Source organism: Dactylosporangium sp. CA-233914 (assembly GCF_050942935.1).
Lineage (GTDB): Bacteria > Actinomycetota > Actinomycetes > Mycobacteriales > Micromonosporaceae > Dactylosporangium.
This window is the reverse complement of record NZ_CP192030.1, coordinates 2,399,697-2,421,804: the sequence shown is the minus strand read 5'-3', so window position 1 is coordinate 2,421,804 and position 22,108 is coordinate 2,399,697. Positions and strand designations below refer to the sequence as shown.

The following is a 22,108-nucleotide window of genomic DNA, read 5'->3' as shown; positions in this document are numbered from 1 at the left end:
CCGTTAACCGGCCCCGGCAACCCGCGCCGGTCACCATGCGGCCATGACTCCACTGATCGTCCTCGGCGCCGTGGTCGTGATCGTGATCGCGCTGCTGTGGTGGGCCGTGGCCACGTACAACGCCCTGGTCAAGGCCCGCACCCAGGTCGAGGCGTCCTGGGCCCAGATCGATGTCCAACTCAAGCGCCGCCACTCACTGATCCCCAACCTGGTCGAGACCGTCAAGGGCTACGCGGCGCACGAGCGCGGCACGCTGGAGTCGGTCATCGCCGCGCGGGGCGCCGCCGCCTCGGCCGCCGGCCCGGCCCAGCAGGCCCAGGCCGAGGGCATGCTCACCCAGGCCCTCGGCCGGCTCTTCGCGGTCGCCGAGGCCTACCCGGCCCTCAAGGCGAACCAGAACTTCCTGCAGCTGCAGGGCGAGCTGGGCAACACCGAGGAGAAGATCGCGTACGCGCGGCAGTTCTACAACAGCGCCACGCAGACGTACAACCAGAAGATCCAGACGCTGCCGACGAACCTGATCGCGGGCGTCGGCGGCTTCCACGCCCGGCCCTACTTCGAGGCCGCCGCCGGCGAGCGCGCCGACGTCAACGTCCGGTTCTGATGGACGCCCTGGAGATCGACCCCCGACTCCTGGTCGAGGCCGGCATCGCGCTGGCCGGCCTCGCGGTGTGGCTGGTCGCGTTCTGGGGCGCCCTGCTGTGGACCCGGCCCCGGCCGATCGCCGCGCCGCCGCCCACGCAGGACTTCGGCGGGCCCGAGCCGCCGGCCGTGGTGAGCATGATCACCGGGCGGTGGGAGCTGAGCGAGGACGCGGCCGAGTCCACGTTCATCGACCTGGCCGCGCGCCGGGTGCTCGAGTTCCGCCAGCCGGGCAACGACCCGCTGCAGACCACGGTGCACGTGCGCGACGAGCGGCCGGAGGGGCTCAACGCGTACGAATCCATGATCTTCGAGCGCGTGAAACGCCTGGCCAAGGGCGGCATGGTGCCGCTGACCGCCCTCACGTTCCGCGACGCCGCCGAGGCCGGCGGCTGGACGCGGCGGCTCAACGCGGCCATCGTCGCCGATGCTCGCTCGCGCGGGCTGTCCCAGCGCCGATTCTCGCCCGCGCTCGTCACGGCGCTGACCATTCTCGCGGCGATCCCGTCGTTCGCGCTCGGCCTCGCCGTCTACCTCTACGTCCGCCGCACCGGCGGCGACACGGGCGGCGCCTTCGTGCCGATCCTGTTCATGTGGATCATCCTGGGCGTCGCAGCCGGCAAGTCGCGCGGCGAGCGCGCCACGCCGGCGGGGCGCACGGCGGCCGCGCGCTGGCTGGGCCTCAAGTCGTTCCTGCGCGCCCACGAGAGCTTCGCCGACCTGCCGCCGGCCGCCGTCACGGTGTGGGACCGCTATCTTGCCTACGGTGACGCCGTCGGCGCCACCCGCGTCTGCGCCGCCGTGATCGACCTGGGCATGGGCAACCGCCGGCGCGTGTGGAGCTCGCTCGGCGGCACCTGGCACCGGGTCAGGGTCACATACCCCAGATTCTTCCCACGGTACGGCCAGAAAGCCGTCCGCCTGGCGGCCAAGGGCGTCCTCGCCCTGGTCATCGCCGCGCTGATCGTGCGCTTCAACGACCTCGCGTTCGACTTCACGCCCGGGTCGATCTCGGCGTGGGTGACGCTCGCGGTGCGGCTGCTGATCCTGTGGCCGCTGCTCTACGGCGGGTACACCCTGCTCGGCACCCTCGTCGACGTCCTCACCCCGGTCACCGTCACCGGCGAGGTGCTGTGGGTCGAGACGTGGAAGACCAAGAGTCAGGGCGAGAACTCCCCGTCCATCCCGATCGTGCACTATCTGGCGGTCGACGACGGCACCGCGGAGCGCACCGTGGCCTGGGCGTGCCCGTCGGGCATCGTGCACCGCGCCAACGTCGGCGACCTCGTCACGCTGACCGCCCGCCGCTGGACCCGGCGGGTGGTGGAGCTGCGGGTGGACTCCAGCGCGGGGGCGCGGTCGCAGACGTACGGCGACGAGAAGACCGACCAGCTCATCCTGCGCGCGATGAACGCCGGCGCGCCCGCCCTGGCCACGGCTGTCCGGCCGTCCCGGGTCGTGGCCGCCGAGCTGGTCTCGGCGCAGGAGGCCGGGCGGGTCCTCGGGCGGCCGGTGACCCTGACCGGCGCGGACCGCGGGGTAGCGGTCGGGCCGATGACGATGGCCGAGTTCCGGGCGGCGGACGGCTCCGCGCTGATCCTCACGGTGACGACCGGCGACGCGGCGGAGCTGGCGGTGCGGGCGCACCGCGGCGGCACCCCCGTGCCCGGCGTGGGCGACGAGGCCTTCGCCTCCGGCCAGTGGGCGGTCGCCCGCAGCGGCCAGGTCGTCGTGAGCCTGGAGCAGCGCACGCCGGGCCCCGTGCACCAGCCGTACCTGGTCTGGTTGCTCGGACTGGCCGTCAACCGCCTCACTTGAGACCCCCGGTCGTTGGGTAAGAGGATGCCCGGTAGACAGCTGTAGCCACTCGCAAGGAGATTGCGCATGTCCGATCGTCCGCGCCCGCCGTCGCCGTACGACTTCCTGCCCGCGGTGCCGGCGTTCAGTTTGACCAGCGAGGACCTGACCGACGGCGGTACCCTGCCCGACGCCCAGGTCTACGAGCGTGGCAACACCTCTCCCCACCTGGCCTGGCGGGGCGCCCCGCAGGGCACCAAGAGCTACGCGGTGACCTGTTACGACCCGGACGCCCCGACGGGCGGCGGCTTCTGGCACTGGATCGTGTACGACCTGCCGGCCGACGCGACCGAGCTGCCGACGGGCGCCGGCACCGGCGACAAGGACGGCATGCCCGACGAGGCGATCCACGCCCGCAACGACTACGGCACCCGCGACTTCGGCGGTGCCGCGCCGCCGCCGCAGGACGCGCCGCACCGGTACTTCTTCGTGGTCCACGCCCTCGACACCGACTCCCTGGGGGTGGACGCCGACGCCACCGCCAACGTGGTCGGCTTCAACCTGACGGCCCACACCCTGGGCCGCGCGATCCTCGTCGCCTCGTTCGGCTTCTGAGTCTCCACCTTCGGGCCCCGCCCGCCGGCAACGTCGCCGGCGGGCGGTCCGGGCGCGCAAGCAAGCCGTTTGCAAGGCGTACCACGGATGCTGGTTGTCGTGACTGCTTTGCTGTTGGTACGCCGGGTCCCGCCGGCCCGGCTCGAACTCACCCGGGCGACCACCATGCAGTGGCACGCGGGCCTGGCGGGCGACCCGTCCCTGCAGTGGTGGGAGCTGGTCGACCCGGCCGCCGACGACGCCCAGCCCGCCGCCGCCCTGGCCGCCCTCCGACCGGGCGACGAGACCGTACGCCTGGCCGCCCTCGCCACCCCGCCCGGCCGCCGCGACCGGGCCGTTCAGGTGTTGACCGCTCTGGTCGATGCACTGCGGGCCACGTCGGCCCGTACGCTCGAAGCGACGCCGTCCGCCGAGCTGCTCGGCATCCTGCGTGATGCGGGGTTCCGGCCCGGGCCGGACGGCCGGGAGGTCGTCGAGCTGTAGATTGGGAACGCCGGTTGGAGTTGCGGATCCTTGGCGCGCTGGAGGCGCTGACCTCCGACGGCGCCCAGATCGACCTGGGCACCCCGAAGCAGCGGGCGATCGTCGCCATGCTGGCCGCCCAGCCCGGCCGGGTCGTGCCGGTCCACCGCCTGATCGACGAGCTGTGGGCGGACGAGCCCCCGGAGCGCGCGCTAGCGACCCTGCAGGCGTACGTCTCCCGCCTGCGCCGCGCCCTGGAGCCCGGCCGCTCGTCGCGGGATCGTTCAACAATCCTGGTGAGCCGGGCGCCCGGCTACCTGTTGTCGGTGACGCCAGCTCAGGTGGACGCGGCCCGGTTCACGGCCGCGGTGGAGGGCTTCGAGCCGGACGGCGACCCGGCCGCGCTGACCGAGGCGCTGTTGCTATGGCGCGGTGACCCGCTGCCGGAGCTGGGCGACTCACCCTTCGCCCAGGCCGAGCGCTCCCGCCTGCAGGAGCTACGCTTCACGGCGATCGAGCTGCGCTCCGACGCACTGCTGGCATGGGGCCGCCCCAGGGACGTGATCCCCGCGACGGAGTCGGCGCTGGCCGAGTCCCCGTACCGCGAGCGCCTGTGGTCGCAGCTGATGCTCGCGCTGTATCGCGCCGGCCGGCAGGCGGAGGCGCTGAACGCCTACGCACGGGCACGCACGATGCTGGCCGAGGACCTCGGCATCGAGCCGGGCCCAGCGCTGCAGAAACTCGAAAAAGAGATTCTCCGCCAGTCCCCCGCCCTGAACCCGCCCGCCGCCGCCTCCAAGCCAACGGCCGCGGCGCCTTCGCCGGATAAATCCGAAATAACGGAAAAATCCGACAAGGCTGGCCGGGCCACGGCGGCAAGCACCGCCAACGAGCCCGGCCCGGCCGCCACACCGAACGGCGCGCCAACGCCGAGCGCCACGACGATGCGAAGCACCCCACCGACACCGGGCACTCGAGCAGAAGCACCAGGCCCGGCCGGAGCGCCGAACGCAACCCACGCGCCAACGCCCAACAACACCCCGCCGACGCCGGCCGGAGCACCGAGCCCAGCGGAATCGCCCAACGCCACCGGCACGCCAGCACCGAACACTCCGCAGGCACGCGAGGTCCCCACCGGAGCCGGAAGCACGGCGGAACCAGCTGACGCCACGCGCACCGCGGCACCAGATATCCCGGTCACCTCTGCCGGACCGATAGGCCCAGCGAGATCAGCCGACGCCGGTCTCACGCCGGGGCCGGACCCGGGCACCTCGGCGACTGCGGGCGATCGCGAGCGGGCGTTCGGGGCGGGGCACGGCGATGCCTGGGTGGCGGGCGGCGGCGGGGAGCGGGCCGGGCTTGTCGGGCGGGACGCTGAGCTGGCCGTCCTGGACCGGCTGCTCGACGAGCGGGGCCGCGGGCGGCTGCTGCTCGTCTCCGGCTCGCCGGGAATTGGCAAGTCGGCGTTGTTGCGGGAGCTGGCGGCACGGGCCAGTGCCCATGGGTATGCCGTCGGGATCGGTACGGGCGTCGACGGGCGGCCGCCGCCCGTGTTCGTTCCCTGGGCGCAGGTGCTGCGCGGTGTCGCGAGCACCGCGGACAAGGACGCCCTGGCGGCCGCGTTCGCGCCGTTCGGGAATCTCCCGGCGGTTCTCGATCCGGCGCTGGCGGACGTCCTGCCGCTGCCCGCCCCCGAGCGCCTGGCCGACGCCGAGCTCGCGCGGTCCCGGCTGTTTCAGGGCATCGTCAACGGGCTGCGGCGCCTTTCCACCCACACCCCCCTCCTCCTCATTCTCGACGACGCCCACCTCCTCGACAAACCATCCGCCACCCTGCTCACCCTCTGCGCCCGCACCATCACCGGCGACGACATCCTGCTGGCCACCGGGTTCCGGGACGCGGAGCTCGACCCGGGGGACGTGATCGCTGGGCTGAAGGGGGAGGCACAGGCCGTACGGCTGCGGCTTGAAGGGCTCAACGCCGAAAACCTCGCGGAGCTGGGGGCGCGGATCGCGGGGGCGCCCCTGGCCCGGGAGACGATCCGGACCCTGCTCGACCGCAGCGGCGGGAACCCGTTCTTCGCCGGGGAGCTGGTGCAGGAGCTCATGATGCGGGGCCGCGACGCCGGGATCCCCGTGCGGGTGCAGGAGGTGCTGCGGCGGCGGCTCGAGCGGCTGCCGGGGCAGGTCGGGGCCGTGCTCGCGGTCGCCTCGGTGCTCGGGCGCGAGTTCGACGTCGCGGTGCTGCGGGAGATGACGCAGCTCGACGAGCTGGAGCTGTACGACACGCTCGACACCGCCGTCGTGACCGGGCTCGTGCACGCCGACTTCCCGAACGTCCGCTTCGTGCACGACCTGCTGCGGCAGGCGGCGTACGAGCAGCAGGGGCCGCTGCGGCGGGCCCGGCTGCACGCGCGGGCCGGGCGGGCGATCCGCGCGGCCGGCGGGTCGGCGACGGACGTGGCGGCGCACCTGCGGCTGGCACTGCCGGTGCTCGCGGCGCTGGAGGTCGCGCCGGTGCTCGGGGACGCGGCCGGGGAGGCCTACGAGCGGACCGCCCACGAGGAGGCCGCGGCACTGCTCGAAGAAGCGTTGACGGTACTGCTCACCGCCAAGGCCTCCGAGCAGCGCGACGTCCAGGAGCTCGACCTGCGGGTCCGGCTGGCGTTCATGCATCAGGCGACCGACGACTACCTCGCCGGGCCCGTCGCCGAGCAGTACGCGCTCATGGAGCCGGTGCTGCGCCGCGTCCGCGACGTCCCCGGGGTCCTGCCGGCGCTGTGGGGGTACGCCTCCTTTCACACCAGCGCGGGCAACCCCGGCAAGATCGCCGAGGTGGTGCCGCCGGGCCCGGTCGCCGACGTCCACGCCGGCTACGCCGCGTTCGCCGCCGGCGATCTGCCGCGGGCCCGCGAGCTGTTCCGGCAGGCCTTGCGGGAGCTGCCGGCGGCGGAGGCGTTCCCGATCATCGACTGGGACCCGCGGGCCGGCATCCTGGGACCGGCCGCCGCGGCCGAGAGCCTGCTGGGCAACCGGGCCGCCGCCGAGCAGATCCTGGCCGGGGCGCGCGGCGGGAGCCTTTTCCAGCGGATGTACCTCAGCCAGTACGCCGCTGGCATCGCCGTCGACCACGACGACCCGGCCGGGGTCGCGGCGGCCTCCACCACGACGTTCGAGCTGGCGGAGCGGGGCGGGCACCCGGAGTACCGCGCGATGGCCCAGACCATGCTCGGCTGGGCGAACGCGGACGAGGCGCTGCTCACCGAGGGCGAGGCGGCCCTCGGCGAGACGCTGTGGCGCTATCCTCGCCTGCTGCCGCTGCACCCCGACCTGCTGCTGCGCGCGGGCCGGCGCGCCGAGGCCGCCCAGCTGGCCCGGGACCGGCTCGTCATCCCGCTGGACGGGCTGAACCGGTTCGCCGAGCCCGAGTTGCGCCGGGTGCTCGGCGCGGCCACCGGTGACCGCGCCGAACTGGAGCGCGCGCTGCGCCTGGCCCGCGACCTGGGCCACGCGCCGGCGGCGGCGCGGATCGCCGGGGTCCTCGAGCGGGGCTAGGAACTCCAGGCGATTGCCGAGGGGGATCGTGGGTGCTCGTCGCCCCACGTGAGCTCGTGCCCGGCCGGCGCCAGCCGGGCGGCGAGGCCGTCGAGATCGGGCCAGAGCAGCCCGGGGTGGGCCTTGCGGGCGGGGGCGAAGGGCTCCTCGACCCCCAGGTGCAGCTCGATGCCGTGCCCGCGGAACCAGCAGCCGCCCCGCCCGGCCAGCACCGGCGGCTTCGGGATCTCCGGCAGGCCGAGCAGGTCGCCGTAGAAGGCGCGGCACACCGGCTCCGAGCCCGCCGGGCAGGCGATCTGGACATGGTGAATCATGGCTCACAGCTTGGAACAGCCTTGCCTATCTAACAAGACGGACGTACGGTTTTCTTGACACCCGGAACCCCGCGACCTCGCGTCGCCGCACGCTGGGGAAGACTGGGTACTGGGGAAACACGACTTGACGGAAGAGGAGCACACGCCGTGGCGAGCCTCGACTCCTTCGGAGCAAAGAGCCAGCTGAGCGTCGGCGACGCCAGCTACGAGATTTACCGGATCGGCCAGGTCGAGGGGGCCGCTCGGCTGCCGTACAGCCTGAAGATCCTCCTGGAGAACCTCCTGCGCACCGAGGACGGCGCGAACATCACCGCCGAGCACATCCGGGCGCTGGGCGGCTGGGACGCCTCGGCCGAGCCGAGCGTCGAGATCCAGTTCACCCCGGCCCGGGTGCTGATGCAGGACTTCACCGGCGTGCCGTGCGTGGTCGACCTCGCCACCATGCGCGAGGCGGTCGTGGAGCTGGGCGGCGACCCGAAGCGGGTCAACCCGCTCGCCCCGGCCGAGCTGGTCATCGACCACTCCGTCATCGCCGACCTGTTCGGCCGCCCGGACGCCTTCGAGCGCAACGTCGAGCTGGAGTACGGGCGCAACCGCGAGCGCTACCAGTTCCTGCGCTGGGGCCAGACCGCGTTCAACGAGTTCAAGGTCGTCCCGCCGGGCACCGGCATCGTGCACCAGGTCAACATCGAATACCTCGCCCGGGTCATCATGGCCCGCGGCGGCCAGGCCTACCCCGACACCGTGGTCGGCACCGACTCGCACACCACGATGGTCAACGGCCTGGGCGTGCTCGGCTGGGGCGTCGGCGGCATCGAGGCCGAGGCCGCGATGCTCGGCCAGCCGGTGTCGATGCTCATCCCACGGGTCGTGGGCTTCAAGCTCAGCGGCGAGCTGCCGGAGGGCACCACCGCCACCGACCTGGTGCTCGTGATCACCGAGATGCTGCGCAAGCACGGCGTGGTCGGCAAGTTCGTCGAGTTCTACGGCCCCGGCGTGAGCGCGGTGCCGCTGGCCAACCGGGCCACGATCGGCAACATGAGCCCGGAGTACGGCTCGACCGTCGCGATCTTCCCGATCGACGACGAGACCATCAAGTACCTCCGGCTGACCGGCCGCGACGAGGCCCAGGTCGCCCTGGTCGAGGCCTACGCCAAGGAGCAGGGCCTCTGGCACGACCCGGCCGCCGAGCCGGACTACTCCGAGCGCCTGGAGCTCGACCTCAGCACCATCGAGCCGTCCCTGGCCGGGCCGAAGCGCCCGCAGGACCGGGTGCCCCTGAGCAGCGCCAAGCCCATGTTCCGCTCCGTTCTGAAGGACTACGTCGGTGACGGCGTCGAGGGCCCGGCGGACGAGGCCAGCGCCGAGTCGTTCCCGGCCAGCGACCCGCCGGCCAACACCCTGACGGCCAACGGCGACCGCCCGCACGAGCTGGTCTCGGCGGCCGTGGGCGCGAACGGCCGGCAGTCCAAGCCGGTGCGGGTCGAGGACTACGAGCTCGACCACGGCGCGGTCGTCATCGCCGCCATCACGTCCTGCACCAACACGTCCAACCCGCAGGTCATGATCGGCGCGGCGCTGCTGGCCCGCAACGCGGTGGAGAAGGGCCTGGCCCGCAAGCCGTGGGTGAAGACCACCCTGGCGCCCGGCTCGAAGGTCGTCACGGACTACTACGAGCGGGCCGGCCTCACGCCCTACCTCGACAAGCTCGGCTTCAACCTCGTCGGCTACGGCTGCACCACCTGCATCGGCAACTCCGGCCCGCTGCCGGAGCCGATCAGCGCCGCGGTCAACGAGCACGACCTCACCGTCGTGTCGGTGCTGTCGGGCAACCGCAACTTCGAGGGCCGGATCAACCCGGACGTGAAGATGAACTACCTGGCCTCGCCGCCGCTGGTGGTCGCCTACGCCCTCGCCGGCACCATGGACATCGACCTGACCAGCGACCCGCTGGGTACCGGCTCGGACGGGCAGCCGGTCTACCTGCGCGACATCTGGCCGAGCCCGAAGGAGATCGAGGACACCATCGCCTCGGCCATCGGCTCGGACCTGTTCTCCACCCGCTACGCCGACGTCTTCGCCGGCGACGAGCAGTGGCGCTCGCTGCCGACCCCGACCGGCGACACGTTCGACTGGGCGGGTGACTCGACCTACGTGCGCAAGCCCCCGTACTTCGAGGGCATGGCCGGCGAGCCGTCGCCGGTGAGCGACATCAGCGGCGCCCGGGTCCTGGCCAAGCTCGGCGACTCGGTCACCACCGACCACATCTCGCCGGCCGGCTCGATCAAGGCGGACTCCCCCGCCGGCAAGTATCTCGCCGAGCACGGGGTGGAGCGCAAGGACTTCAACTCGTACGGCTCCCGCCGCGGCAACCACGAGGTGATGATCCGCGGCACGTTCGCCAACATCCGGCTGCGCAACCAGCTGGCGCCCGGCACCGAGGGCGGCGTGACGGTCAACCACCTCACCGGCGAGCAGAGCACCATCTACGACGCCTCGGTCGCCTACGCCGAGGCCGGCGTGCCGCTGGTGATCCTGGCCGGCAAGGAGTACGGCTCCGGCTCCTCGCGCGACTGGGCCGCCAAGGGCACCGCGCTGCTGGGCGTGCGGGCCGTCATCGCCGAGTCGTACGAGCGCATCCACCGCTCGAACCTCATCGGCATGGGCGTGCTGCCGCTGCAGTTCCCGCAGGGCTCCTCGGCCGACTCGCTGGGCCTGTCCGGCACCGAGACGTTCACGATCACCGGCGTCGAGCAGCTCAACGAGGGCGGCACCCCGCGCACGGTGAAGGTGAGCACGGACACCGGCGTCGAGTTCGACGCGGTCGTGCGCATCGACACGCCCGGCGAGGCGGACTACTACCGCCACGGCGGCATCCTGCAGTACGTCCTGCGCAAGATGATCGCCGCGTAGCCGGCACCGTCACACGCGAACGGCGGCCGTAGGCTCCGCCCGGTCTGGCTCCGTGAGGCTTCGCCGAGACGGACCCACACCGGGCGACGGCCGCCGTTCTCCGTTTGCGCCTACTTGCCCGCGGGGATCTGGTAGCGGTACACCTTCGCGTTGTCCTTGTCCAGGAGCACCAGCGAGTCGTTGCTCAGCGACACGTCCTGCAGCAGCGTCGGCACCCCGCCCGAGCCGATCACCTTGCCGTCGAGGCTGTAGATGCAGGCCTTCCAGGTGGACTTGCCCGGCACGACGCTCTCGATGACGACCTTGTTGCCGTAGCCGGCCTGGACGTCCTGCACCGACAGCCCCTTGCCCAGCACGACCTGTTCGTTGCCGGTGGCCGGGTCGACCACGGCCGCGTCGCCGATCGAGTCGAACACGCCGTGACCGCGGACGAGCTTGCCGTCCATCACGACCCAGTTGGGCTCCTCGGTGCCGGTCAGGGTGCCGCTGCGGTCCTTGATCGACGGCTTCTTCCACTTGGCCTGGCCGTTGGTGGTGTCGATGGCGATAAGATCGTGCTTGTCGGAGCCCCGCTCGCCCGCGACGCAGATCTGCTGTTGCCCGCACGGGCGCAGGTCGTCGACCTTCGTGCCGGAATCCGCCTTGAACTCCCACGCCTTCTGCCAGTTCTGGATCTTGTACGCCACCACGCTGCCGTCCGCGTCGGGCCGGAACATCGCCAGGTCGTTGTAGACCAGCCAGGAGTCCTTCGTCATGCCCTTGGTGTAGGTGCCGGAGGCGGTCTGCTTGCCGGTGTTGAGGTCGATGGTGGCGGCCTTGGTGTCGCTGAGCAGCTGCACCGCGAAGGCGCCGCCGGTCAGCGACTCCTGGAACGGCCAGTAGCCGGAGAACGACAGCCCGTAGGTCGGCACGATGGTCCCGGCCCCGGTGTCGGAGGTGGGCCAGTGCAGCGCCGGCTTGGCCCCGCGCTGGCCGTTGATGCGGTGGCCGCTCTGCTCGACGCCGGCGGACCACTTCGTCGAGCCGTCGGCGAGGTTGACCCGGTCCAGGGTCGGCTTGCTCCAGTCGCGGTGCTCCACGATGGCGTCGGTGCCCAGGTAGATCAGGTCGATCCGGTCGTCCCAGGGCTTCGTCCACACCGCCTTCTGGGTGGCCAGGTTGATGACCGAGCGCGACTCCTGCTTGCCGTCGCCGCCGAGCTTGGCGTCGTCCTCGCCGTCGACGATGAGCAGGTTGCCGATCACGCGCAGCGCGAGCTTGGCCGGCTCCATCTGCAGCTGCACGTTCCAGATCGACTTGCCCGCGGTCTCGTAGCCGGTCACGACCGTCGCGCCCGCGTTGACCTGCGCGGTGTAGATGTTGCCATTGCCGGCCACGGCGGCGATGGCGCCGTCGGAGTTGAGCTGGATCACCTCGCCGGCGTTGAGCCCGTCGACCTGGCCCGGCCCGTCGGTTCCGGTGTCGAAGCCGGGGAAGCCGTTCTTGGCCGACTCGAACTGGTCGCCCACCCAGCCGAAGAACCGGTTGCCGCCGTAGACGCACCCGCCGATGATGGCCAGCACGATCACGAGCGCGATCCACGGCCCGGTGCGCCGGCGACGCTCGCGCACGATGATCGGCGGCCCGTAACCCGGCGGCCGATTCAGGCCCGGAGGCTGGTTCAGGCCCGGCGGGGCCATGGGCGGCGGCGCCGGGGTGCCGACGGCCATGCTCGGCGCGACCGGCCGCTGTGGGCTCAGCAGGCCCGGCGGCTGCCCGCCGGGCGACGCCGGGGCGGCCGGGAACGCCTGCGAGGTGAGGCCCGCGGGCGAGCCGTAGGCGCCGGGAGAGGTCTGCGACGTCGGGAGGCCGGAGACCGGGAAAGCGCCCGAGACCGGGATGCCGGTCGGCGGCAGGAAGGCGGGCGACTGCCCCGGGGGCGGCGCGGGCGTGCCCGGGGCCGGGCGGGGGCCAGGGACCGGCGGCGCGTCGAACTGCTGCTGCGACGGGGTGCCGACGGCGAGCATGCCGCCGTAGGCGACCGGGAGCTCCGGCTGCTCGGGCACGACCGGCGCGACCCCGAACCGGGCGTGCAGGCGGCTCGCGACGAGCGGGATGCGGCTGGACCCGCCGACCAGGAAGATGCCGGCGAGCTGGCGCACGTCGACGCCGGCCCGCTCCAGCACCCGGCGGGTCTCGTCCACGGCCCGGTCGATGAGCGGCCCGGCGACCCGCTCCAGCTCCTCGCGGGTCAGGTGCAGCGCCTCGTCGGTGCCGGGCAGGTGCACCGGCGCGGACGCGGCCCGCGACAGCATCTCCTTCGCGGCGCGGACCTCGGTCCACAGCTCGCGGCGGTCACGCTTGGCGGCGACGCTGTCCGGGTTGGCCAGCCGCTGCCACAGCTCGGGGTGACGCAGGTTGATGAGCTGGCCGAGGTGGCCGACGAGGGCCGCGTCGATGTCGACGCCGCCGAGGTCGTCGAGGCCGCCGACGCCGAGGACCCGCAGCCCGTCGAACTCGCGGCGGACCACGGAGACGTCCAGCGTGCCGCCGCCGAAGTCGAACACCGCCAGCGACTGCAGCGGGGCGACCTGCTGGCCGAGAACCCGCAGACAGTACGTCGCTGCGGCGATCGGCTCGTCGACGAGCACCACGGGGCCGAGGTTGGCCGCGCGGGCCGCCTCCAGCAGCACCCCGCGGCGCTGGCCGCCCCAGTCGGCCGGGCAGGTGAGCACGGTCGAGCCGACCGGGTTGACGCCGGCCTGCAGCGACTCCTCCGCGGCCCGGCGCAGCAGCGAGGCGAGCATCTCCACGATGGTGACCTCGACCGAGCCGAGCAGGGCCGAGCCCTCGTCGATGCTGCGCTTCGGATAGGGCTCGAAGCGCTCCGGGGCCAGCTGGGAGAGGCGCTCGGCGTCCCGCCCGACGCTGATACGGCCCTGCTCGTCGGCGTAGATGCCCGACGGCATGACGGGCGAGCCGTCGAAGAGCAGGGCACGGGGCGCCTCGTCGCCGCGGTGCACCACCGCGACGGTGTGGCAGGTGCCCAGGTCGATCGCGAGACGATGGGTCGGGGTCGGGGCCACCGCGAGCTCACCTCCAAAGACTCCCGGATGCTACGGCAGTGGTACGACATTTTTGATCGGCGGCTTGGGGTAGACAAGAACCTGACAATCTAGGAGGCAACCCGATGCGTGCGGTGGTGTTCGGCGAGTACGGCGATCGCTCGGTCCTGCGAGTGCGGCAGAGCCCCGATCCGCGGCCCGGCCCGGGCGAGGTCCTGGTGCTCGTCGGCGCCAGCGGGGTCAACTACATGGACGTGTACCAGCGCACCGGCACCTACCAGGTTCCGCTGCCGGCGGTGCTGGGCAGCGAGGGCGCCGGCACCGTGCTCTCCTTCGCCGACGACGTGCGCGGCCTGGCCCCCGGCGACCGGGTGGCCTGGACGGGCGTCCCCGGCAGCCACGCCGAGCAGGCGCTGGTGCCGGCCGATCGGCTCGTGCCCGTACCCGAGGAGGTCAGCACCGAGCAGGCGGCCGCGGTGATGCTGCAGGGCCTCACCGCCCACTACCTCACCCACGACTCGTTCGCCGTGCGCCCCGGCGCGACCGTCCTCGTCCACGCCGCCGCCGGGGGCATGGGGCAGTTGCTCACCCGGATCGTCACGCACCTCGGCGGCCGGGTGCTCGCCACGGCGTCCACCCCGCAGAAGCGGAACCTGGCGGAGGCGGCGGGGGCCGTACGCGCCGTGCCCTACGACGCCGCCCTGGACGCGGTCCGCGAGCTCACCGGCGGCGCCGGCGTCGACGCGGTCTACGACGGGGTCGGCGCGGACACGTTCGACACCAGCCTGCAGGCGCTGCGCCCGCGGGGCACGCTGGTGCTCTTCGGCGCCGCCAGCGGCAAGGTCCCGCCGTTCGACCCGCTGCGGCTGATGGCCGGCTCCTATTTCCTCACCCGCCCGACGCTGGGCCATTTCATCGCCTCGCGCGCCGAACTGCTCGACCGCGCCGGAGCACTGTTCCGCTGGGTCGCCGAGGGCGTCATCGACCCGGCCGTCACCGGGCGCTATCCGCTGGACGCGGTGGCCGACGCATACGCGGCGCTGGAGGGCCGGCAGACCACCGGAAAACTGCTCGTCATTCCGTGACCACGGTCTCAAAACACGAACCTGGCGGAATCCGCGAGCGGCCGCGCCAGTAGACCTTCAATGGTTTTCAGGAGCGATCGCGACAGTCCGCGCGGAGGGGAACCCGCACCATGAGTCACGCGTCCACCGGGGGTAAGCACGCGGCCACCGCCGTGCTGACGCCGCTGCACGCGTACCCGCGACGCTGGTTCGCCCTGGCGATCATCGCCGTCGCCCAGCTCATGCTCGTGCTCGACGCCACCGTCGTGAACGTCGCCCTGCCGCACGCCAACCAGCAGCGGGTGGTCGCAACCTACACGCTGACCTTCGGCGGCCTGCTGCTGCTCGGCGGCCGCATCGCCGGCTACCGGGGCCGCAAGCGCACGTTCGCCGTCGCCTCGGCCCTGGGCGGTGGCGCCTGGAATGACACCTCTTTTTCGGACTCATACCACGTCAGGCGATAAATCCGGCCAGTCGCGGCGCGGAGCGCCCGACTTGTCGATCCAGAGCCCAGGCCACGGCCTGTCGGGAACAAGCCCGAACCTGCGGAACCGGCGACCACCCTCCCCGCCGTCCGCGCCGCTGCGGCCCCGCCCGGCCACGAACCCGGGCGGGGCCGCAGCACCGTCTCACCGCACGCCGGCGTCGTGCAGCAGCTCGACGATCAGCGGCTCGGGGTCGATCGCCAGCCCCTTGCCCGTGAACCAGTTGGCCACGTTGGTGACGTCCCGGGCGAGGAAGTCGGCCCCGTTCGGGTTGATCACCACGTCGACGATCTGCGGCAGGTCGATGAGGACCAGCCGGGAGCCGTCGACCAGCAGGTTGTACGGCGAGAGGTCCCCGTGCGCCAGCCCCGCCCGGGCCAGCACGCGCAGGGCGTCGACGAGCTGCCACCACAGGTGTTCCAGCTCCGGCCGGGTGGGCCGGGTCTGGGCCAGCCGCGGTGCCGCGGTCCCGTCGGGCGCCCCGACGAACTCGAGCATGAGTTCGGTGCCGAGCAGCTGCACGGGGTACGGCACGCTGACCCCGAGCTCCCACAGCCCGGCGAGCGCGGCGAACTCCGCCGCCGCCCACTGCCCCGCGATGGCCTCGCGCCCGAAGGCGGTGCGGCCCTCCATCGCGCGGGTGACGCGGGACGCGCGGACGCGGCGCCCCTCGAGGTAGCCGGCGTCGCGGTGGAACATCCGGTGCGAGGCGTCGCGGTATCGCTTGGCGGCCAGCAGCACCGAGCGCCCCGTCCCGGGCACGGCCCGCTCGACGAGGTGAACGTCGGCCTCCTTGCCGGTCTTGAGCACCCCGCGGTCGGTGTCGCGGGCGGCCAGCTCGGTGATCACCCAGTCGGGCCGGGGCTCGGGTCCGTGCTGGACCCCGCCGGCGCCCCAGGTGGTCCAGCCGGCTTCGTCGTCGTTCTGCGCCGAGTCCCACGCGACGTCGAAGTCGTGGGAGAGACGCTTCAGGAAGGTCGGGTCGTCGTCATCGAAGCGGCGACGACGGGATGAGGCGAAGTTTCGGTCGCGCAACGCGAGATCTCCTGAGTCGAGAGAAGAGGAAGAAAGGTGGGCATGCGGAAGCGCGCCGTGACGGCAGCCATGCGAACCAACCCCCTCTCGTCGACTCGGAGCGATGGGACCCAACATGCGGTACGACCAAAGGAAGCGCAACCGATTTTCTCAGCGCGCCGCCATCACCTCGGCGATCGCGGCGATCACGCCGTCGGCCGTCCTGGTCGGCGCGTAGCGCCGCTCGCTCCAGCGGCGGCCGCGATGCAGCCAGACGCTACGCACCCCGGCCGCGTCGGCGCCGCCGATGTCGGCCTCGGGGCTGTCGCCGATCATCCACGCGCCGCCCAGGCGCATCCGGGCGCGCTCGGCGGCGATGGCGAAGATGCGCGGGTTGGGCTTGCGCACGCCGGCCTCATCGGAGACGACCCAGTCGGCGAGGTACCGGTCGAGCCCGGTCTTTCGCAGCTTCTCCTCCTGCTGCCGGGACTCGCCGTTGGTCACCACGACCGGCACCCAGCCGGAGTCCTCGGCGATCGCGAGGGCGCAGGCGGTCAGCGGGTCCAGCCGGACCCGGTCCATGATCGCGCCGCGAATCTCCTCGACGAGGTCCAGCGCGCTGTACCGCAGGCCGTACCGCTCGCGCAGGCCCTCGGCCACGTCCCACGTCGAGTTCATGCCGTCGGCGTCGACGGAGAGCAGCCACTCGAGGTCGTACTCAGGGGCGCCGATCTCCCGGAGGAACTCGCTCGCCCACGCGCGGAACGCCCCAGCCCTGTCCAGCAGGGTGTCGTCCAGGCTGAGCAACAACAGGGGCACGCGGGCAGGTTACGTGACCGGATTGATATCGAACAGATCCTCATCTCTGTGTAGCCATCGACAAAACGGCGCAAAACTGGTCAAAAGACCGGCATGAAACAAGCCGGCAACACCCTTGTATGCAAACCGTATGTACGGCTTGCATAATCGACCTTGTGCCAAGGGTGAGCCAGGACCAGCTCGACGCGCGCCGGAGGGAGATCCTCACCGGCGCCCGGACCTGTTTCGCCCGCCACGGCTACGAGGGCGCGACCGTTCGGCGCCTCGAGGAGGAGATCGGCCTGTCCCGCGGCGCGATCTTCCACCACTTCCGCGACAAGGACTCGCTCTTCCTGGCCGTCGCCGAGGACGACGCCACCGCCATGGTAGCCACCGTCGCCCAGCACGGCCTGGTGCAGGTCATGCGCGACCTGCTCACCGACGCCTCGGCCGCCGGCACCGGCGAGCCGGACGTGACCGGCTGGCTCGGCAGCCAGCTGGAGGTCTCCCGGCGGCTGCGCACCGACCCCGAGTTCGCCAAGCGCTGGGCCGCCCGCTCCGAGGCCGTCGCCGAGGCCACCCGCGAGCGCCTGCAGCGCCAGCGCGAGGCCGGGGTGCTGCGCGACGACGTGCCGATCGGCATCCTGGCGCAGTTCCTGGAGCTCGCCTACGACGGCCTGGTCCTGCACCTGGCGACCGGACGCCCGGCCGCCGACCTGGAGGCGGTGCTGAACCTGGTGGAGGCGGCCGTACGGCGCAAGTGAAGGGTCGCTGTCCGCCACAAGGTTTCCTCAAGTGTCCGGCCGGCGACACGCCGCACTCGACAGTGCCGCCCACACTGGGCCCATGACGACATCGATCGTGGCGGGGCCGGGCGACACCTGGGGCGTCCCGGGCCCGCAGTTCCTGTGGCTGTACTTCGGCCTCGCCGCTGTTGCGATCATCGGCGTGCTCATCTGGCGGCGCTCGTACACCGGCGGCCCGTCGCTGCGCAACGCCCGCGACCTCACCCCGACCCAGGCCGCGCTGATCAACGGGGATCGCCGCCTCGCCGTCTACAGCTCCCTCGCCGCCCTGCGCGCCGCCGGCTCCATCGAGAGCGACAAGCGCGGCTACCTGCGCCAGGTCGCGCCGCCGCCGACCGGCGCGTCCGAGCTGGACCGGGTCGTCCACGCGCTCACGCTCAACGGCATCACGACCACGGGCGCGCTCACCCACGCCAACGCCCGGTCGATTCTCGACCGCACGGAATCCGAGCTCACCCAGGCCGGCTGGATCCTCGACGAGCAGGGCCGCCGGGCCGTGCGCACGGGCTCCCTGGTCGTCTTCGCCGTCGTGGCGCTGGGCATCGCCCGGATCTTCGCCGGTGTCGCCAACGACAAGCCGGTCACCAACCTGGTGCTGCTCATGATCCCGGTGGTCATCGCGGCCTTCGCGCTGCTGGCCGTGCCGCGGGTGACCTCGTCCGGCAAGAAGATCCTCAACAAGATGCGGCGTGACGCCCGCCACCTCGCGCCCAGCCAGAAGCCGTCCTGGGCCACCTACGGCCCGCAGGCCGCGGCCCTGAGCGTCGCCGTCTTCGGCGTCGGCGCGTTCTGGCTCGCCGATCCGGCCTTCGCCGCCGAGGCCGAGCTGCAGCGCAACATCGCCCAGACCGGCACCGGCTACTTCGGCTCCGGCTCGTCCTCCTCCAGCAGCGACTCCAGCGGTTCGTCGTGCTCGAGCGGTTCGAGCTGCAGCGGCGGATCGAGCTGTGGCGGCGGCGGAGGATGTGGCGGATGAGTGTGTCGTACGGTGTGGGCATCGGCTGGCGGCCGGAGATCGCCGGCTATGTGGCGGGCCTGCCCGGGCTGCGCTTCACCGAGGTGGTCGCCGAGTCCGTGCACACCCACGCGCCCCTGCCCGACGCGCTCGCCGAGCTCGTCGCCCGCGGGGTCTGCGTGGTCCCGCACGGCGTGAAGCTCTCCCTCGGCGGCGCCGAGCCGATCTCCGACGAGCGCGCCGCCCACCTCTACGAGTGCGCCCAGCTGCTCAACGCCCCGCTGGTCAGCGAGCACATCGCGTTCGTGCGCGCCGGCGGCCTGGAGGCCGGCCACCTCCTGCCGGTCCCCCGCACCCGCGAGTCGCTCGACGCGATCGTCGCGAACGTCCGCCGCACCCAGTCGGCGCTCGGCGGTGTGCCGCTGGCCCTGGAGCCCATCGCCGCCCTGTTCGACTGGCCCGACCCGGAGCTGACCGAGGCCCAGTTCCTGACCGAGATCCTCGAGGGCACCGGCTGCGGCCTGCTGCTGGACATCGCCAACGTCTACGCCAACGCCCGCAACCGCGGCGAGTCCCCGGCGGCACTGCTGGACGAGCTGCCACTTTCGCGCATCGCGTACGTTCACGTGGCCGGTGGCATGCAGCACGGCGGCTACTACCACGACACCCACACCGACGCGATCCCGCCGGAGGTCCTGACCCTGGTCAAGGACCTGTGCGCCCGCACCACCCCACCGGCCCTGATGCTGGAGCGCGACGGCGAGTATCCGCCCGCGGCCGCCCTGTCGGCCGAGCTCGACGCCATCGCCGCGGCCGCGGGCCGGCCGGCGATCACATGAGCGCACCCGATCTGGCCGCCCGGCAGCAGGCGCTGGTCGCGGCCCTGGTCGCGGGCGGCGAGCTGCCCGCGGGCTTCGACCCGGCGGCCGTACGCGCGACGAAATCCGCGCTGCGCCGCAAGCGCGCCGGCGAGGTGGCCCGCACGTGGCCGTTCCTGGCCGCGTCGTACGGCCCCGACTGGCCGGGGGTCTTCGCGGCCTGGGCCGAGGACCGCCCGCCGAACGGCTCGCTCCGCGACGGCTGGGACTTCGCCAGGGCCCGGGGCGGGGCGCTGCCCGCGCTGGCCCGGGAGGAGCTGAGGGAGCGCGAGGCCGAGTACACCTACGACGGCTCCTGCGCCCCCGTCCCCCGCCGCCGGGGCCTGTTGTCCCGCCTCCGCCGCCGCTGAGCGCCGCGCCTTACGTGGCCCGGCCGCCCAGCCCCTGGTCACCGACGGCGCCCGGGCGGTCGACGCCGGCCCCACCGAGTTGGCGGTCCGCGCGGCCGTGTCCGCCCCTGGGCCCGGCGTGGCCCTCCCCGTCGACGGCGGCAGCATCGCGGCCGTCTGAAGCATCCCGGCCGCCGCCCGATCACCATGGGCAAGGATCGAACGGACCCGAACGATCTGCCCGGACTTGTATCAGCGACGACCAGCCCGTCCTCATGTCAGCAAGACGGCGCCGCCCACCGACCCGGCGACGCCCGAACGGGGACGGAGACACTCATGCAGCGAAGGCACCGCCGCTTACCTGGCACCCGCTCGGCCACCACCCCCAGGAGCCGGGCGTGCGTCCCATTCGCCAGACCATGACTGCCGACGACCCCGACGAGGCACTGCTTGCCGAACTCCGCCGCGTGGCCGCCCTGGCCGACCCGGCGCCCTCGACTCCGCCCGCACCACCACCGGACCTTTCATCGATAGTGTCCGATTTGCACGCTTGAGCGGGTATCGCGAATCCGCCAGTCCACGGCACCGAACCGCCAGCACCCTCCGTGACGCCATCTATACGAAGGCCCACTCAACCTCACGGGGGAACTCATGAAACTCGCAGTGTGCATCGGCATCAACGACTACCCTGGCACCGCCAACGACCTGTCCGGCTGCCGCAACGACGCCGAGGACTGGTCCGCCGCGCTGCAGTCCCGCGGCTTCACGACCCGCCGCCTCCTGGACGAGGCCGCCTCGGGCGAAGCGATCCGAACGGCCATCCGCTCCCTGCTGTCCCAGGCAACGACCGGCGACGCGGTGGTGATCACCTATTCGGGCCACGGCACCTGGCTCCCCGACACCAACGGCGACGAGCCCGACCACCGCGACGAGGCGCTCTGCCCCCACGACATCGCCGAGAACGGCCCCCTGCTGGACGACGAGCTCCACGACCTGTTCGCCCTGGCCCCCGAGGGAGTCCGCACCGTCCTGATCTCCGACTCCTGCCACTCGGGCACCCTGACGAGGCTCGCCCACGCCCCCACGCCGCCGCTCGCCCTGACCCCTCTCGACGTCACCGCCCCGCACGTTCTCCCCGCCCGCCCCCGCTTCCTGCCCCCGTCCACGTTCCTGCCCCCGCAGGGCTATCTCCGCGCGGCCGCCGCAACGAAAACGCCCCGCAAGCCCGACCCCCGCCCGACAGCCCTGCTCCTGTCCGGCTGCACCGACCCCGAGTATTCATACGACGCCACCTTCGACGGCCGCCCCAACGGCGCCTTCACCTACGTGGCCCTGACAACCCTGGCCGGCCTGCCCCCGAAGGCCACCTACCGCGACTGGCTGAACGCCATCCGCGCAACCCTCCCCAGCGAGACCTACCCGCAGACCCCGTCCCTCCAAGCCACCAAGCCCCAACTGGCGTGGCCGCTCCTGTCGTAACCTCGTCCCCCGCAGACCAAGGCGCCCCCGCCACCGAGGCCTCGGCCCGAAAAGGTCACCGGCACAACGGCACGGGCGAGTTCCCCCATGCCCGCCCGTGCCCAAGCCGCTCCCCCATCGGCGGCGGCCAGCCCCCACCAGATGTCCTGCCATGCTCCAGCCAACCACCAAGCCAGACCCAACCCGCTCACCGCGCGACGGAGCCCGCAATAGGCCCATCCGGCCGCGCCATCAGCCGTGGCAACGCGAGCACCGCAGGCGCCCGCCGAACCGCCGCACACGCAGAACCGCGCACTCTCGTCCCGCCAGCGCGGACATGGCCCGCGACAACGCACCGAACGATCACCAACAGTAGGGGTGGGAGCAAAACAGACAACCCAGCAAACGATCCCATCGATCACCGCAAACAGCCGCCAGCACCGACAGAAGGCCCGACCACATCCACCGCCCGCCGACATCCACGATCCCTGAGCAGTCCCGGCGCCGCGACCACGCCAGCACCCCACCAGCCGCCCAACGACGAGCAGGCGCAGGCCCGTGGCGCACGGGCCAGAGCGAGCCCATGAACGCGCGAGCCGGCGCAGGCCCTTGCGCGGGTGGGCAGGCGTGGGTGTCGATCCCCTGGAACCGTGAAGGACTCCGTTATGCGGCTTGAGCCTCCATCGCCCGAGGTGTTGATCGTTCGTGACCGATGGATGAACGTCCGTCGCAGACGGAGTGACGCTGGCGACGGTTGTCGAAATCGGTGATCCAGGTGGCGATCCAGCCGCGCCTCGCCGCGAGTGCGGAACTGGCGACGGTGGACGTACTCGACCTTGATGCTGGAGAAGGTGGCCTCGGCCACGGCGTTGTCGAAGCGCGAGCCGACCCGGCCCATCGACTGGCGCACCTTCCAACGGGCGAAGGAGCGCGCGAAGTCGGCCGATGTGTACTTGAGCTGGGCAGGCGCGGCCCATGCG

At 72.5% G+C, this 22,108-nt stretch carries 16 protein-coding genes and 1 pseudogene; 13 read left to right on the top strand and 4 right to left on the bottom strand.

Features of this window, described 5'->3' with window-relative positions; translation table 11 throughout:
* Positions 1-43: 43 nt before the first annotated feature.
* From ACQPY0_RS11125 to ACQPY0_RS11105, 5 genes are all read left to right on the top strand, one after another.
* Positions 44-604 carry a LemA family protein gene (locus ACQPY0_RS11125; protein WP_432987557.1) on the top strand — a complete coding sequence of 187 codons (561 nt, stop codon included), beginning with the start codon at positions 44-46 and terminating at the stop codon, positions 602-604.
* On the top strand, positions 604-2,460 hold the full coding sequence (locus ACQPY0_RS11120) for a DUF2207 family protein (RefSeq protein WP_432987555.1): 1,857 nt from the start codon (positions 604-606) through the stop codon (positions 2,458-2,460). The genes ACQPY0_RS11125 and ACQPY0_RS11120 overlap by 1 nt, the downstream gene beginning before the upstream one ends.
* A gap of 66 nt (positions 2,461-2,526) precedes the next feature.
* The gene (locus tag ACQPY0_RS11115) at positions 2,527-3,054 is read left to right on the top strand and encodes a YbhB/YbcL family Raf kinase inhibitor-like protein (RefSeq protein ID WP_432987553.1); all 528 of its coding nucleotides are present in this window, start codon (positions 2,527-2,529) and stop codon (positions 3,052-3,054) included.
* Positions 3,055-3,153: 99 nt separating this feature from the next.
* A complete protein-coding gene (locus ACQPY0_RS11110) occupies positions 3,154-3,537 on the top strand; it encodes a hypothetical protein (protein ID WP_432987551.1) in 384 nt (127 codons plus the stop codon).
* A 107-nt stretch (positions 3,538-3,644) separates the two neighbouring features.
* Positions 3,645-7,070, top strand: coding sequence for a BTAD domain-containing putative transcriptional regulator (locus ACQPY0_RS11105; protein ID WP_432995170.1), 3,426 nt, complete (start codon positions 3,645-3,647; stop codon positions 7,068-7,070).
* Here ACQPY0_RS11105 and ACQPY0_RS11100 read toward each other — a convergent pair.
* A pseudogene (locus ACQPY0_RS11100) lies at positions 7,062-7,384 on the bottom strand (glyoxalase); the annotation flags it as partial. The gene ACQPY0_RS11105 and the pseudogene ACQPY0_RS11100 overlap by 9 nt on opposite strands.
* A gap of 147 nt (positions 7,385-7,531) precedes the next feature.
* Between ACQPY0_RS11100 and ACQPY0_RS11095 the strand changes: the two are divergent.
* Complete coding sequence (locus tag ACQPY0_RS11095) at positions 7,532-10,297, top strand: aconitate hydratase (protein WP_432987549.1); 2,766 nt, start codon at positions 7,532-7,534, stop codon at positions 10,295-10,297.
* 110 nt (positions 10,298-10,407) lie between these two features.
* Here ACQPY0_RS11095 and ACQPY0_RS11090 read toward each other — a convergent pair whose 3' ends face one another.
* Positions 10,408-13,362: an Hsp70 family protein gene (locus ACQPY0_RS11090; protein WP_432987547.1), complete on the bottom strand. Its 2,955-nt coding sequence runs from the start codon at positions 13,360-13,362 to the stop codon at positions 10,408-10,410.
* Between the two features lie 104 nt (positions 13,363-13,466).
* On the opposite strand from ACQPY0_RS11090, the gene ACQPY0_RS11085 reads away from it, so the two are divergent.
* Together ACQPY0_RS11085 and ACQPY0_RS11080 are read left to right on the top strand one after the other, a co-directional pair.
* Positions 13,467-14,426, top strand: a complete 960-nt coding sequence (locus tag ACQPY0_RS11085) for a quinone oxidoreductase family protein (protein ID WP_432987545.1) — start codon at positions 13,467-13,469, stop codon at positions 14,424-14,426.
* 110 nt (positions 14,427-14,536) lie between these two features.
* Positions 14,537-14,869, top strand: coding sequence for a hypothetical protein (locus ACQPY0_RS11080; RefSeq protein ID WP_432987543.1), 333 nt, complete (start codon positions 14,537-14,539; stop codon positions 14,867-14,869).
* 165 nt (positions 14,870-15,034) lie between these two features.
* On the opposite strand, the gene ACQPY0_RS11075 is transcribed toward ACQPY0_RS11080, so the two are convergent.
* Positions 15,035-15,925, bottom strand: coding sequence for a serine protein kinase RIO (locus tag ACQPY0_RS11075; RefSeq protein WP_432987541.1), 891 nt, complete (start codon positions 15,923-15,925; stop codon positions 15,035-15,037).
* A gap of 150 nt (positions 15,926-16,075) precedes the next feature.
* Entirely contained in the window at positions 16,076-16,723 is a 648-nt protein-coding gene (locus ACQPY0_RS11070; protein WP_432987539.1) for an HAD family hydrolase, read from the bottom strand.
* 155 nt (positions 16,724-16,878) lie between these two features.
* Between ACQPY0_RS11070 and ACQPY0_RS11065 the strand changes: the two genes are divergently transcribed.
* From ACQPY0_RS11065 to ACQPY0_RS11045, 5 genes are all read left to right on the top strand, one after another.
* Positions 16,879-17,466 carry a TetR/AcrR family transcriptional regulator gene (locus ACQPY0_RS11065; RefSeq protein WP_432987537.1) on the top strand — a complete coding sequence of 196 codons (588 nt, stop codon included), beginning with the start codon at positions 16,879-16,881 and terminating at the stop codon, positions 17,464-17,466.
* 82 nt (positions 17,467-17,548) lie between these two features.
* Positions 17,549-18,484, top strand: a complete 936-nt coding sequence (locus ACQPY0_RS11060) for a TIGR04222 domain-containing membrane protein (RefSeq protein ID WP_432987535.1) — start codon at positions 17,549-17,551, stop codon at positions 18,482-18,484.
* On the top strand, positions 18,481-19,302 hold the full coding sequence (locus ACQPY0_RS11055) for a DUF692 domain-containing protein (protein ID WP_432987533.1): 822 nt from the start codon (positions 18,481-18,483) through the stop codon (positions 19,300-19,302). Before ACQPY0_RS11060 ends, ACQPY0_RS11055 begins: the two co-directional genes overlap by 4 nt.
* The gene (locus ACQPY0_RS11050) at positions 19,299-19,691 is read left to right on the top strand and encodes a hypothetical protein (RefSeq protein ID WP_432987531.1); all 393 of its coding nucleotides are present in this window, start codon (positions 19,299-19,301) and stop codon (positions 19,689-19,691) included. The genes ACQPY0_RS11055 and ACQPY0_RS11050 overlap by 4 nt, the downstream gene beginning before the upstream one ends.
* Before the next feature lie 630 nt (positions 19,692-20,321).
* Complete coding sequence (locus ACQPY0_RS11045; RefSeq protein ID WP_432987529.1) at positions 20,322-21,149, top strand: caspase family protein; 828 nt, start codon at positions 20,322-20,324, stop codon at positions 21,147-21,149.
* Positions 21,150-22,108: the final 959 nt, after the last annotated feature.

What these genes read in the sequence shown, in the direction of transcription:
- ACQPY0_RS11050 (WP_432987531.1), top strand. Translation starts at nt 19,299, where the DNA reads ATGAGCGCACCCGATCTGGCCGCCCGGCAGCAGGCGCTGGTCGCGGCC.
- ACQPY0_RS11125 (WP_432987557.1), top strand. Translation starts at nt 44, where the DNA reads ATGACTCCACTGATCGTCCTCGGCGCCGTGGTCGTGATCGTGATCGCG.
- ACQPY0_RS11105 (WP_432995170.1), top strand. Translation starts at nt 3,645, where the DNA reads ATGCTGGCCGCCCAGCCCGGCCGGGTCGTGCCGGTCCACCGCCTGATC.
- ACQPY0_RS11055 (WP_432987533.1), top strand. Translation starts at nt 18,481, where the DNA reads ATGAGTGTGTCGTACGGTGTGGGCATCGGCTGGCGGCCGGAGATCGCC.
- ACQPY0_RS11080 (WP_432987543.1), top strand. Translation starts at nt 14,537, where the DNA reads ATGAGTCACGCGTCCACCGGGGGTAAGCACGCGGCCACCGCCGTGCTG.
- ACQPY0_RS11085 (WP_432987545.1), top strand. Translation starts at nt 13,467, where the DNA reads ATGCGTGCGGTGGTGTTCGGCGAGTACGGCGATCGCTCGGTCCTGCGA.
- ACQPY0_RS11115 (WP_432987553.1), top strand. Translation starts at nt 2,527, where the DNA reads ATGTCCGATCGTCCGCGCCCGCCGTCGCCGTACGACTTCCTGCCCGCG.
- ACQPY0_RS11060 (WP_432987535.1), top strand. Translation starts at nt 17,549, where the DNA reads ATGACGACATCGATCGTGGCGGGGCCGGGCGACACCTGGGGCGTCCCG.
- ACQPY0_RS11045 (WP_432987529.1), top strand. Translation starts at nt 20,322, where the DNA reads ATGAAACTCGCAGTGTGCATCGGCATCAACGACTACCCTGGCACCGCC.
- ACQPY0_RS11120 (WP_432987555.1), top strand. Translation starts at nt 604, where the DNA reads ATGGACGCCCTGGAGATCGACCCCCGACTCCTGGTCGAGGCCGGCATC.